This window comes from Bartonella sp. CR127HXZ, assembly GCF_042194555.1.
GTDB classification, from domain to species: Bacteria; Pseudomonadota; Alphaproteobacteria; order Rhizobiales; family Rhizobiaceae; genus Bartonella; species Bartonella grahamii.
On sequence record NZ_JBHIMZ010000009.1, the window covers coordinates 67,751 to 81,653 of the forward strand.

The following is a 13,903-nucleotide window of genomic DNA, read 5'->3' on the forward strand; positions in this document are numbered from 1 at the left end:
TGAAAATTGTTGATTATTATTGGTAATTTTAACATAAATTAATAACATATTGAAAAATATTGTTAAATTTCTTTTTTGTCATGGGGGAGAAATTAGCATTTTGGTGTATTTTTCGATATAAATAAAGTGAAATGATTCTTTTTTGAAAGTTTTAAAATTGTGACCGATCTTACTCCACACCCAGAACGTGATGTGCTAACCGGTATTGAACCAATCAGTATTATTGATGAAATGCAACGCTCCTATCTCGATTATGCGATGAGCGTGATTGTTTCACGTGCACTCCCTGATGTTCGTGATGGTCTTAAGCCTGTTCATCGACGTATCCTTCATGCTATGAATGAGATGGGGCTTTCTTTCAATAAGTCATATCGTAAATCTGCTGGTGTTGTTGGTGAGGTTATGGGGAAATTCCATCCCCATGGTGATGCTTCAATTTATGATGCTTTAGTGCGTATGGCGCAGGACTTTTCTTTAAGAAATCCATTGATTGATGGTCAAGGAAATTTTGGTTCCGTTGATGGTGATCCACCCGCGGCCATGCGCTATACTGAGTGTCGTTTAGAAAAAGTTTCAGAAGAACTTTTAGCTGATATCGATAAAGATACTGTTGATTTTCAGGATAATTACGATGGGCGTGAGCGTGAACCGGTTGTCTTACCAGCGCGTTTTCCCAATCTTTTGGTTAATGGGTCAGGGGGGATTGCTGTGGGAATGGCGACCAATATTCCTCCCCATAATCTTGGTGAAATCGTTGATGGTTGTATCGCTTTGATTGACAATCCCGATATCACACTCGATAAAATAATTGAAATTATTCCTGGTCCGGATTTTCCTACAGGAGGCATTATCCTCGGCCATTCTGGTGTTCGTGCAGCTTATGAAACAGGGCGTGGCTCAATCATTATGCGTGCTAAAGTTGAGATCGAAGAAATTCGCAGTGGTCGACAAGCAATTATTGTGAGTGAGATCCCTTATCAAGTTAATAAGGCAACGATGATTGAGAAAATGGCCGAATTGGTGCGCGATAAACGCATTGAGGGAATCTCTGATTTGCGTGACGAATCTGATCGTGATGGGTATCGGGTTGTTATTGAGCTAAAGAAAGATGTCGTTGCGGAAGTTGTTTTAAACCAATTATATCGGTATACGCCGCTACAAACTTCCTTTGGTTGTAATATGGTTGCTTTGAATGGGGGAAAACCCGAACAGATGACGTTGCTTGATATGCTTCGTGCATTTGTTTCATTTCGGGAAGAAGTTGTCAGTCGGCGAACAAAATATCTTTTGCGTAAAGCGCGTGAGCGAGCACATGTTTTGGTTGGTCTTGCCCTTGCTGTTGCCAATATTGATGAAATTATAGCACTTATTCGCAAAGCTCCTGATCCGCAGACAGCACGTGCACAGTTAATGGAGCGACGCTGGCCAGCAATGGATGTCGCGCCTTTGATTAAACTTATTGATGATCCTCGTCATATTATTCATGAGGATGGTACTTATAATCTCTCTGAAGAACAGGCGCGTGCTATTTTAGAATTGCGTTTGCAACGATTGACAGCCCTTGGGCGTGATGAAATCGCTGATGAATTGAATAAAATTGGCGTGGATATCGCTGACTATCTTGATATCTTGGCATCACGCGTACGCATTATGTGTATTGTTAAGAATGAGTTGAGTGCTCTTCGTGAGGAATTTGCAACGCCGCGACGTACCGTATTTGGTTTTGGTAGCGCTGAGATGGAGAGTGAAGATCTGATCGCACCAGAGGATATGGTGGTAACGGTGAGTCATAGTGGCTATATTAAACGTGTGCCTCTTAATACCTATCGTGCACAGCGACGTGGTGGTAAGGGGCGTTCTGGTATGTCCACGAAGGATGAGGATTTTGTAACGCGATTGTTTGTTGCCAATACGCATACTCCGGTTCTTTTCTTTTCATCACGTGGGATTGTTTATAAGGAAAAAGTTTGGCGATTGCCGCTGGGGACACCCCAATCGCGTGGGCGGGCTTTGATCAATATGCTTCCCTTACAACAAGGTGAGCGTATTACAACGATTATGCCTTTGCCTGAAGATGAAGCGAGCTGGAGTGCATTGGATGTTATGTTTGCGACGACACGTGGAACTGTGCGTCGTAATAAATTATCAGATTTCATTCAAGTTAATCGTAATGGTAAAATTGCAATGAAACTTGATGAAGAAGATGAAATTCTTTCTGTTGAAACCTGTACAGAACATGATGATGTTGTTCTAACAACAGCTAATGGACAATGTATCCGTTTTCCAGTTGTTGATGTTCGTGTCTTTGCTGGGCGTAATTCTGTGGGAGTTCGTGGTATCAATTTAGCTAAAGGCGATAAAGTCATTTCGATGACAATTTTGGAGCATGTCGAGGCGACGTCCATTGAGCGTTCTGCTTATATTAAACGTGTAATGAATGAACGGCGTGCTTCTGGTGCAGATGCTGATGTTGAAGATATTGTAACTCTTGATGAGGAAGATGGGGGTGCTGAAACAGAGTTAACAGATGAACGTTATACAGAACTTCATGCACGTGAACAAATGCTTTTGACGGTGAGTGAGTTTGGTTATGGTAAACGCTCTTCGTCCTATGAGTTCCGGATTTCCGGACGTGGCGGAAAAGGGATTCGTGCAACGGATCCATCTAAAACAGCTGAAATTGGTAAATTAGTAGCGGCTTTTCCGGTGAAGGCGCAAGATCAAATTATGTTGGTATCAGATGGAGGACAGCTTATTCGTGTTCCTGTTGAGGGAATTCGTACTGCTGGGCGCTCAACTAAGGGAGTCACAATTTTTAATACAGCCAAAGGTGAAAGAGTCGTATCGGTTGAACGTATTTCTGAACCTGAAGATGATACGAGTTCATTAGATGATGAAGGTGAGAAGCATTCTGATACAGTTGATATGAGCGAAGAAAAATAATTTTGAAGAGGATGGAGTAAAATCATGAAAATTGCTCTTTACGCAGGTTCTTTTGATCCTCTTACAAATGGTCATCTTGATGTTTTGAAAGGGTGTTTTGTGTTAGCTGATAAGGTGGTCGTCGCTATAGGGATACAGGCTGACAAAAAAACACTCTTTAGCTTTGAAGAGCGTGTTGATTTCATTACGCAGGTAGGGAAAGACTTTTTTGGTGCGGATTCTAATCGATTGCAGGTTCTTTCCTTTAGCAACCTTCTAATTGAGAAGGCGCGTGAAGTTGGTGCTTCATTTCTCATTCGTGGATTGCGTGATGGTACTGATCTTGATTATGAAATGCAAATGGCAGGGATGAATGGCGTTATGGCTCCTGAATTGCAAACTGTTTTTTTGCCGGCAAGCGTTTCTGGGCGTGCAATAACTTCTACATTGGTACGCCAAATTGCCTCTATGGGAGGTGATGTAACACCATTTGTACCGCCCAATATTGCACAAGCTTTGAGCTCGAAATTCCAATCTTTTAGGGGAGAATAATTGTGTCTCGTAGAATTTTTGCTGTTTTGTTATGTGTGTTTTGTTTTTTTTCATTGTCCGCTGTCGCCGGTAATTCTAGTCCAGCGAGTGATGCAAGCCTTCTTGTTTTATCTCTCAAAGATGGTGATGTCATTATTCGTCTGCGTCCTGATTTGGCGCCAAAACATGTTGCGCAAATTAAAAGATTAACAGAAGAGGGAGCCTATAATAATGTTGTATTTCATCGCGTTATTCCTAATTTCATGGCACAAACTGGTGATGTAAAGTTTGGAAAAAAAGGCAGTAGAGATTTTGATCTGAAACGCGTTGGTATGGGTGGCTCAAATTATCCCAATATACCGGCAGAGTTTTCAAAGCAGCCGTTTAAGCGTGGTACTGTTGGGATGGCACGGTCACAAGATCCGGATTCCGCGAATTCTCAATTCTTCATTTGTTTTGATGATGCTGCTTTTTTAAATGGTCAGTATACGGTTGTTGGAGAGGTTATAAAGGGGATGGATGTTGTTGATAAAATAAAAAAAGGTACGACAAGCAATAATGGATCTGTAAAAAATCCTGATGTTATTAATGCTGCTACTTTACAAGTTGAGAAATGAATCAAAGGAGCTTTCCATATGGCTGAGAATAAAAATCCAGAGAATACTTTAATTCTTGAAACAACAAAGGGTAGAGTTGTTATTGATCTTTTGGCTGATTTAGCGCCTTGTCATGTTGCACGTATTAAAGAACTGGTACGTGAAGGTGCTTATGATAATGTTATTTTCCATCGCGTTATTGATGGTTTTATGGCGCAAACTGGGGATGTGCAATTTGGAAAGAAGGATAGTGAAAAATTCAATTTATCACGTGCGGGTATGGGGGGGGCAGAAAAACCAAATTTAACAGCAGAGTTTTCAAATCTTTCTCATAAGCGTGGTACAGTTTCTATGGCACGTAGTCAGAATCCAAATTCTGCTAATTCTCAGTTTTTTATTTGTTTTGCAGATGCTCCGTGGCTTGATCGTCAATATTCCATATGGGGGCAGGTTGTTGAAGGTATGGAAAATGTTGATAAAATTAAACGTGGTGAACCTGTTGCAGATCCAGATTCAATTACCAAAGCCGTTATTGCTGCGGATGCAAAATAGTGTAAATTATACTGATTTCAATTGTAAGTTTCTAAGAAAAAATACTCTTTTCTGATCAATAAAGGCACACAAAACTTTTTTGTAGTATCACGCTTACCTTTTATAATTTCGAGCTAAGAATTGTCCATATATTTCCTTCAATCGGATCTTCCTGAAGAGTATAATGCAAAGGATTTGTACAAACACCTGTCAGAATAAGAAAACGCAAAGTCTGTTGTGTTATGGTTGTTGTTTGGAAAAGTGTTTTATAAAAAATTCGGCATTTCTCTTCAATTCATTGTCGGTCTATTAATGGTTTTATGATGTTACTTTCCTGAGAGAGCGTGTGCTTTTGTTGCTGCTTGTAAATCAACATCCAATCCTAATGTAGCAGCATGTTTGAAACACATATTAATACGGATAAGAGCCTTACTAGCTGCTCCAGTTTTCCTAGCAAGGTAGGAAAACAGCTTTTATATTATATATCATTGGTGTAATCTTTAAAACAAGAAGACAGTTTAATCTTAGAAGAATATAAAGGCGCAGAGGTGAAACAAATGGCTAGTCTTGCCATCTCCTTTTTAATTCAGCTTTACTTTTTTAAAAAGTATCTAAAGCAATATCATTTAAATAATGAAGGTTATGCATAGCCTTACGCTTTTATTTTTCTCGCTTTTTAATAGAGGAACGTTCCAAACGGAATATACTTATGTTGCATATTTACGTGTTTTTTAAGAAGCATTTCTCAGTGCATATCAACATTCACTTCCACAATGACGTTTATGGCGTTTATAGTTTTAAAGCTATAATAGTATAAATCTATTATGCACTACCATCTTTAAAGCTTGTGAAGGAGCAAGAGCGGGTACCATCATACGCTTTTTCAGCCTCTAATGTTACGATAGAGTTTTTGGTATTTGAGAATCTTTACAAAAAGCATTTTTAGTTTTTTTAAGTGTTTTTATTACACGTTAATTTTTTTTGTGAATTATCTCAATATTGTGAGGGGATAAATGATTATGCTCATTTGCGCTTTTATTAAGCGTGAGGATCGCCGTGCCCAGTAGATGAAAAATTTTTATCTGTAAAAGTAAAGAATATTGTAAGCTGTACAATGCGTTCAGATTTTTCTTCTATGCGTACAAAGTTACTGCTTATGGAAGTATGTGAAGATGAGATTATTGTGATAATAATTTTGCAGTTCTATTAAGGATTTAGTGCGTTAAGCGTAGGTATTTTGAGGTATGATATTATAAAGATTTTACTATTTTTCTGGAGCTAGATTATCACTTTATTATGGTGATTTCTTAACAAGAAATGTTCTTTTATCTCGTTTAATTTTTTATGCTGGTTACAATATTGAGCGAATCAAAAATTAATTCATAAAGCTTATGACAATGCTCGTAAGGGGATACCTTTTTTCTTTCTATAGAGATATGCATTGATGGAATCAAAAAGACGAGAGTTATGATAAAGACATTTCATTATAGAAAAATTGCTCAAGATGGGTATGCACGTCGAGGCGAAATTATAACGGGGCGAGGATGTGTTCGTACACCCGCATTTATGCCTGTTGGAACGGCGGGAACCGTTAAGGCTATGTATATGGATCAGATACGTGATCTTGGTGCAGATATCATTTTAGGGAATACTTATCATTTAATGTTACGTCCAGGAGCTGAACGTGTTGCGCGTTTGGGAGGATTACATGAATTTTCACGCTGGAGTGGACCTATTTTAACCGATTCTGGTGGCTTTCAGGTTATGTCATTGGCGGGAATCCGTAAAATTACTGAACAAGGTGTGATTTTTCGCTCTTACATTAATGGAGCTTACTATGAAATGAGTCCAGAGCGTTCTATCGAAATTCAAGAACTTCTTGGTGCGGATATCCAGATGCAGTTAGATCAATGTATTGCATTACCTGCAACTGAAAAAGAAATGGAAGAAGCTATGGAACTTTCATTGCGGTGGGCGCAGCGTTGTAAAACAGCTTTTGGAGATCAGCCAGATAAAGCATTGTTTGGGATTGTTCAAGGTGGTGATAATATGAAACTGCGTGAACGTTCTGCTCAAGCATTAAAAGAAATGGATTTAAAAGGTTACGCTATTGGAGGGCTTGCTGTTGGTGAGCCGCAGAGTGTTATGACAGCAGTATTGGATACTACTTGTCCGATTTTACCAGAGGATAAACCACGCTATCTTATGGGAGTAGGAACACCTGATGATATTTTACAAAGTGTTGCTCGTGGTGTTGATATGTTTGATTGTGTTATGCCGACGCGTGCAGGACGTCATGGTTTAGCTTTTACCCGCTTTGGTAGAATTAATTTGCGTAATGCGCGTTATGCAGAAGATCCACATCCTCTTGATTCGCAGTCACTTTGTCCAGCAGCACATGATTATAGTTGTGCTTATTTGCATCATTTGATCAAATCTGGTGAATCTCTTGGGGGTATGTTGTTGACTTGGAATAATCTTTTTTATTATCAACAACTGATGCAGGGAATTCGTGATGCCATTGAAGAAGGCTGTTATGCTGATTTTTGCGCTGAAACTCGTGCGCTATGGGCACAAGGACGCTAAAATATTAATCGTAATATAACGTTTCATTTTTTTATTGAATTTATTCTTGCACTTACAAATTTAGCTAAAAATATGAAATTAGAAACACCTTCCAAAATTATAAATTCCACTATCCTAAGATATAGCAGTGCGGTTTTATAGGGCATATATTCTTTTTCTAATTACTATATAAAACAGAAACTGTTACTCCGGTACGCGCTACCTGATCCGGAGAAAAACAGTTTATTTCTGTTTCTGATGACTGTTTAAAGCAACAATGTTAATGAGGCGTTAGCGAACTCTTAAAGAAGTATGAAAATTGTATTTTTATGAGCTAATTTGTGTTTTTTATTACTAAAGGTAAAGAATGGGTTATATACAACCGTATAGATAAATTTTAGAAAATTAAAAGAAAACTAAGCTAAGATTATAACATTTTAAATATTATAATTGTATATTTTAAGTTTTCATTATTTTAATATCTTAATATAAGTATTACTTACAATAGATTTATATAATATTATTAATATATAAAATAAAAAAATTTGTTATATCATAAAAATTTAAACATTAATCACGATAATTACCATATTTATAAAATATAGATAAATATATTAAAATAAAACTTATTATATTTGTTTTCTGCTCTGTTTATAGAATTTATCTGAAAATAAGCATATATATTTACGTGAATATTTTAATTTAAAGATAATGAGTTAGATATCTGATGCGATTCCTCTGTTAGAGGAGGGAGGGGTAAAGCTGCCTAAAAGAGGATATTTAATAAATCTAGAAACCAAGCACTATTATCATGAGAGTTTTTAAAGGATTCTATAATAATTTATAAGAATGGCGTAAAGTTGAAATTATAGCTTATCAATTTGGATGATCTGCATTTAGATAACAAAAATAATGCAACAATAATTTTGTGAGAAGTTTTATTTTTGTATCAAGATAATGATGAGATGTGGTTCACTTGTTTGAAGTGCATTATTCGACAAATTTTAGAATTATTTATAGGGTATAGGATATCGTTGCAAAATAAAGGTTTTACTGTAAAATCGGAACTGCTGAAAAGAGGAGACAAATTTTATTATCTGGCAGATTCGATAAAAATAGGTGAATACATCTATAACTTTGAGGTTTTCAAAGATTTTCCGTTAAAGAACTTACTTAAAACTCCATAAAATGCTTTATATATCAAAATATTTCTAAAACTTTATTGGGGACTATTGGGCATGCGTATAACAATGTTTTGAATTTTTGTTTGTGTATATTACAGATATCTACAGTTAAAACTCTTATCCAGAAGTGATGATATGAGGGATTCTTATAAACAAAAAGTTCTTGCATTGGGAATTGATTCGAGAATACGGCGTTTAATAATTTTAGCTCTTGCCGTGGGGAGTTTTGCTATTGGTACTGCAGAGTTTGTTGCAATGGGGCTACTGCCAGAGATGGCACGAAGTTCATATGTTGATATTCCTACCGCTGGTCAATATATTTCTGCTTATGCATTAGGAGTTGTGATTGGAGCACCTCTTTTAGCTGTGGCAACAGCTCAGGTATCACGCAAAACTGTTTTGATAGGATTGATGCTTTTTTATGCTTTAGCAAATATTGCTAGTGCCTTTGTTTCTGATTTTAGCATATTAGTAGTATTACGCTTTCTCAGTGGACTTCCCCATGGAATCTATTTTGGACTTGCGGCTATGGTTGCCTCTTCAATGGTAGAAATGAAAGAACGTTCTAAAGCTGTTGGATATGTTATGCTTGGCTTAACAATTGCAACCGTTTTGGGAGCACCCAGTGCTACTTGGATTGGTCAACTTATTGGTTGGCAGATTGCTTTTGTCCTTGTTGGTATGATTGCTTTATTATGTTGTTTGCTTATTTGGAATTTTTTGCCTTGTGATTTAAGTTTTCCAAAAACGAATCCTTTGCACGAAATGGGTGCATTAAAGCAAAAGCAGGTATGGCTTCTTTTGTTTATGGTTTCGGTGGGAGCGTCAGGATTATTTTCTGTTTTCACTTATATCAAGTCAACATTAATGCATATTTCTGGTGTTTCACTTGAGTGGGTACCATTTATCATGCCGCTAGTTGGATTGGGAATGGTGGTAGGAAATCTCTTGGGGCCTAAATTAGCTGTTAAAATTGGTATTTCGCCGATGATATTTTTTTCTATGCTTTGGAGCGTATTTGTTTTTTTTCTTTTTTTCTTTTTATCCTATGCTCCGTTAACAGCGGCAGTAGGATGCTTTTTTGTTGGGACTTCTTTTGCTGCTATGCCTTCTATACAAACAAAAATTATGGATGTTGCACTACAGGGACAGATTTTGGCAGGAGCATTAATGCAGTCTGCTTTTAATATTGCCAACGCTCTTGGTGCAGAATCTGGAGCATTAGTTTTAAAATTGGGCTATAGTTATGAATATACAGCTATTTTAGGAAGTGTTCTGACTTTGTGTGGATTAATGATTTTTTGCGTCTCATGGTATATGGAGAAGCATACTTAACATTTCTTTTAACTATTAAGAGAAAAAATATTTTTTTATTTATTTAGTTATTTGATTGTCCTGTTGGGTTTTTTAATATGCGATAGGAAACGCGTAGAGCAAATGGAATACCAAGACAAAATAAAAGACCGATGAGTACGACAAGAAGAGTCTTGGCGGCTGAAATCATTCCTACTATTCCTCCAGGATTAAAGAGACCAGCAAAATTGGTGATTGTTCCTGCAAGTGTTGCACTTAACGCGGCTGAAAATAGCTGTACAGAGGTAAGGGATTCGCTAGCACGTAGAGTATCTTCATTGTTTGCACATTGTAAGATCCGTGTTAACAAATGCGGCCACGCTATGCCTGCGCTAATCCCGATAGAAAACAATGCTAAGCAAATGATAAAAATATGTTCAGATGTAGAATCTTTTATTGGAATGAGCCATAAAAGACTGCTTATACCGAAAAGGCTTAATATGGGGGAATACACAATAATGCTGCGAACTTTTTTTGCGGATATACCAGCACTTGATAGAGAACCGCATGTCCAGCCTAAGCTCATGAGTGACGCTATATAACCAGCAATAAGTGGGGCTTGTCCATGAAGCTCTTGAAGAAAAAGTGGAAAATAAAGCTCTACGCTATACACGACTGTCGTCATAACGAGTATCAATGCATAAATAGAAAAAAACTCAGAAGAGAAGGAAAAGGATTTATGCGGTAACATGGGATGAAGTGTGGATGATTCGATCTTTGCTAGAACAAAGAAAAGGGTTAATCCAATAACTAATCCGCAAATTTGCGCAATTGTGGTATTTATAGCACTACCAGCAGAAATAATAAAAATTAATAAGATGAGTATGGAGAGTTGTAGGAGAGGAAAAGGGGATGTTGGAATCTCTCTTTCATTTTCTTTTGGTAAAACTTTAAGAGCTATGAGCAAGAAGATTATCGCTAATATGCCGATAACCCAAAAGGATGCTCTCCATACGCCATAATGTACAGAAATGCCACCGATAGCTGGTCCTAACAAGGTTGATATTCCCCACATTCCAGAGATGATACTCAATGCATGTGACCATACAGATGGACTAAAAACAAGACGCACCATAGAATAGGATAGGGATAGTAAAGAGCCGCTTCCAAATCCTTGAATAAAGCGCCCTATTAAAAATAATGGCATAGCCGAAGCTGTAGCACATATGAAGGTACCAAAAGTAAAAATAAAACCAGAGATCACATAAGCTTTGCGAGGACCTGTTTTCTCTAATATTTTTGTTGCAAGCGAAGTCCCAAGGAGCGACGCTGTAATAAAAACAGTTGCCACCCAAGAATAATACAGTCCATCGCCAAGATCACTCATAAGAGAGGGTAAAATAGTAATAACCACATAAACGTTAGTAGCGTGCAACACTACACCGCCTATAAACGTTAAAAAGCGAATACCATTTTTACCTAATAAAAGTGCAGACCAGCTTTTTTTTTTCACTGTTTTTGCTATTCAGTAAAGAGTTGACCTTTTTTATTTATAAGGCAGTTATCTGAATTTGCCAAGAAAAGATTCAAAGCCCTCCTTTCGCAGAGCTTTGGAATTTAAATGAAGTGATAACTTAATTGTTCACAGCTTTTTTAAGATTTTCATCAATTTTATCAAGAAAACCTGTTGTAGAAAGCCATTTTTGTTTAGGTCCAATCAAAAGCGCGAGATCTTTGGTCATAAAACCTTCTTCAACGGTCTTAATACAAACTTCTTCTAATGTTTTGGCGAAGTTTTTTAATTTCTCGTTGTTATCTAGTTTAGCACGGTGCGCCAGTCCACGTGTCCATGCGAAAATAGATGCGATAGAATTTGTTGATGTTTCTTCGCCTCTTTGATGCTGACGGTAATGGCGTGTTACTGTGCCGTGTGCTGCTTCTGCTTCAACAATTTTACCATCTGGTGTCATAAGAACAGAGGTCATGAGACCAAGGGAACCAAAGCCTTGAGCAACAATATCAGATTGAACATCACCATCATAGTTTTTACATGCCCATACATAGCCCCCTGACCATTTAAGTGCAGAAGCAACCATATCATCAATGAGGCGGTGTTCGTAATATAATTTACGGTTTTCAAATTCAGTTTTAAATTCCGTATCAAATATTTCTTGAAAGATATCTTTAAAACGACCATCGTAAGTTTTTAGAATGGTATTTTTTGTTGAAAGATAAACTGGAACATTCCGTTGTAGTCCATAATTAAAGGATGCGCGGGCAAAATCACGAATTGACTCGTCAAGGTTATACATAGCCATAGCAACCCCTGCGCTTGGGGCATCAAAAACATCATGTTCAATAACTTGATTGTCATCACCTACAAATTTAATACTTAATTTCCCTTTTCCTGGAAATTTAAAATCTGTTGCCTTGTACTGATCACCAAAAGCGTGACGTCCGATAATAATTGGCTTTGTCCAGTTAGGAACAAGGCGAGGGACGTTTTTACAGATAATGGGTTCGCGAAAAATGACTCCTCCTAAAATATTGCGAATTGTGCCATTAGGTGATTTCCACATTTTTTTTAGGTTAAATTCTTTAACGCGTGCCTCATCAGGTGTGATGGTTGCACATTTTATACCAACCCCATATTTTTTGATAGCATTGGCAGAATCGATTGTTACCTGATCATTGGTTGCATCACGATTTTCGACGGAAAGATCATAATATTTGAGATCAATGTCGAGATAGGGATGGATTAATTTATCTTTGATATATTTCCAGATGATACGGGTCATCTCATCCCCATCAAGTTCAACAACGGGGTTTTCTATTTTGATCTTTGCCATTAGAAGTCCTTTTTTTTTAAGCGATACTACTTTATAGCACTTTCAAGTTTATAATGAAAAGTAAAAACAAGGGAAAAAAGCATTCAAATATGAGCTTTTAGAATATATTATCAATTTTTAGAATATATTATCAATAGAGTGTAAATTTTGTTGGAGGGTTTAATTTTTGAATAGAAGTTTTTTGAAAAGAAGTGATGTGTTTGCAAATCTATAATTATTCTATGATTGATGAAGAATCTGTTTAATAGATAAGGTAGTTAGATCACTGGGGGCAGGGATTATGCATTTTTATTATCAGAGTTTCCATTTAATAAGTTGATCGTATTCTAAATTATAGTTTCTTGATTTGTTGTGTTAGGTGAATAAGAATCTATTTTTATATCGCATTTCAATTCTAAGATTACGGTCTGCTTGTTTATAGAAAAGTTTAATGTGATGCACAGGCACTGTAATTAGAAATGCTTCATATAAAATGCGTTTTGGGGTAAATTTCAGTTTTGAAGGTTGGAAGAAACGTATAAATGATGTGGCTGGTTTTAATTTAAAAATTAACGGTATACGCAAGAATATGGCTTATAAACTCACCGGATCACGAGCTAGAACCCTCTAATTTTTATATTTTATCGATTTTTATTGTTATTAACTGTGCGCAGTAAAACACTATCCTCGAAATGCAACAAAGAAATCAGTTATCTAATGATTCTTGTATCTTTTTTACGAAGAGATCCCTTTAAAAATCTTATTCCCTCGTTTTTATTTATGCATTCCTCATTTTTTAAAATACGAATAAAATGAATGTATTACACATAGAAAAAAAGATGATGGTACGCCCAAGGGGCGGGTATAGAGTAAATAAAATCAAAAAATTATATAGAATATAAGGGAATTAATGAATTTTGATTCTATTACGTTTTTTTTGTCTCTATCCCTAACTTTTTTGGAGCTTTTTTATAGCTTCAAGAGCTAGTCTTTTACGATCTGCGCTCTTTGTATAAAGAGATGCCATTTGATCTTCTGTCCAGCCAAAAATTGCTTTGAGTTGTGATACTGTTGCACCAGAGTTAGCTGCGCGTGTTGCTGCTAATTTTCTTAATCCATGGGCTGATTTTTTAATTCCAGCCGCATTACAAGCGTCTCTAAATGCATTCCCAAAGCCTTCTTTGGTGAATTTTTGATTCATTTTACTACAGATGAATGTTTTTTCTCCAATAGGACCAATTTCAAGTGTTTTTGCTAGTTCCGGTAAAATAGGAAGAAAAACATCTGTTTGGAATTTACTTTTTTCTGTTTTGAGGTGAATGATATTATCTTTGACATCTTTCCAACCAATTCGTACTGCATCACCACGACGCAAGCCCGTATATAAAAGAACATCAATCCAGACACGTTCATGGGTACCATGATGCCATCTTTGATAATATTTTTCGACATC

At 36.7% G+C, this 13,903-nt stretch carries 8 protein-coding genes and 1 pseudogene; 6 read left to right on the forward strand and 3 right to left on the reverse strand.

What is annotated here, in order from left to right; translation table 11 throughout:
* The first annotated feature begins 159 nt into the window (after positions 1-159).
* The 6 genes and pseudogenes from gyrA (at position 160) to ACFIKY_RS06545 (ending at position 9,664) form a co-directional block, all read left to right on the forward strand.
* A complete protein-coding gene (gyrA, locus tag ACFIKY_RS06520) occupies positions 160-2,943 on the forward strand; it encodes a DNA gyrase subunit A (protein WP_375635875.1) in 2,784 nt (927 codons plus the stop codon).
* Between the two features lie 24 nt (positions 2,944-2,967).
* Positions 2,968-3,487, forward strand: a pseudogene (gene coaD, locus ACFIKY_RS06525) (pantetheine-phosphate adenylyltransferase).
* Entirely contained in the window at positions 3,477-4,070 is a 594-nt protein-coding gene (locus tag ACFIKY_RS06530; RefSeq protein ID WP_375635876.1) for a peptidylprolyl isomerase, read from the forward strand. Before coaD ends, ACFIKY_RS06530 begins: the two are co-directional and overlap by 11 nt.
* Before the next feature lie 18 nt (positions 4,071-4,088).
* A complete protein-coding gene (locus tag ACFIKY_RS06535; protein WP_375635877.1) occupies positions 4,089-4,601 on the forward strand; it encodes a peptidylprolyl isomerase in 513 nt (170 codons plus the stop codon).
* A gap of 1,446 nt (positions 4,602-6,047) precedes the next feature.
* Positions 6,048-7,166: a tRNA guanosine(34) transglycosylase Tgt gene (gene tgt / locus ACFIKY_RS06540; RefSeq protein ID WP_375635878.1), complete on the forward strand. Its 1,119-nt coding sequence runs from the start codon at positions 6,048-6,050 to the stop codon at positions 7,164-7,166.
* Positions 7,167-8,464: 1,298 nt separating this feature from the next.
* Entirely contained in the window at positions 8,465-9,664 is a 1,200-nt protein-coding gene (locus tag ACFIKY_RS06545; protein ID WP_375635879.1) for an MFS transporter, read from the forward strand.
* 43 nt (positions 9,665-9,707) lie between these two features.
* Here ACFIKY_RS06545 and ACFIKY_RS06550 read toward each other — a convergent pair whose 3' ends face one another.
* The 3 genes from ACFIKY_RS06550 to ACFIKY_RS06560 all read right to left on the reverse strand — a co-directional run.
* Positions 9,708-11,135 (reverse strand): MFS transporter, encoded by a 1,428-nt coding sequence (locus ACFIKY_RS06550; RefSeq protein ID WP_375635880.1) that lies wholly within the window; start codon positions 11,133-11,135, stop codon positions 9,708-9,710.
* 121 nt (positions 11,136-11,256) lie between these two features.
* Positions 11,257-12,471, reverse strand: a complete 1,215-nt coding sequence (locus ACFIKY_RS06555) for an NADP-dependent isocitrate dehydrogenase (protein ID WP_375635881.1) — start codon at positions 12,469-12,471, stop codon at positions 11,257-11,259.
* 928 nt (positions 12,472-13,399) lie between these two features.
* Positions 13,400-13,903 (reverse strand): tyrosine-type recombinase/integrase (locus ACFIKY_RS06560; RefSeq protein WP_375661559.1); only part of this gene is annotated, 504 nt, incomplete at its 5' end.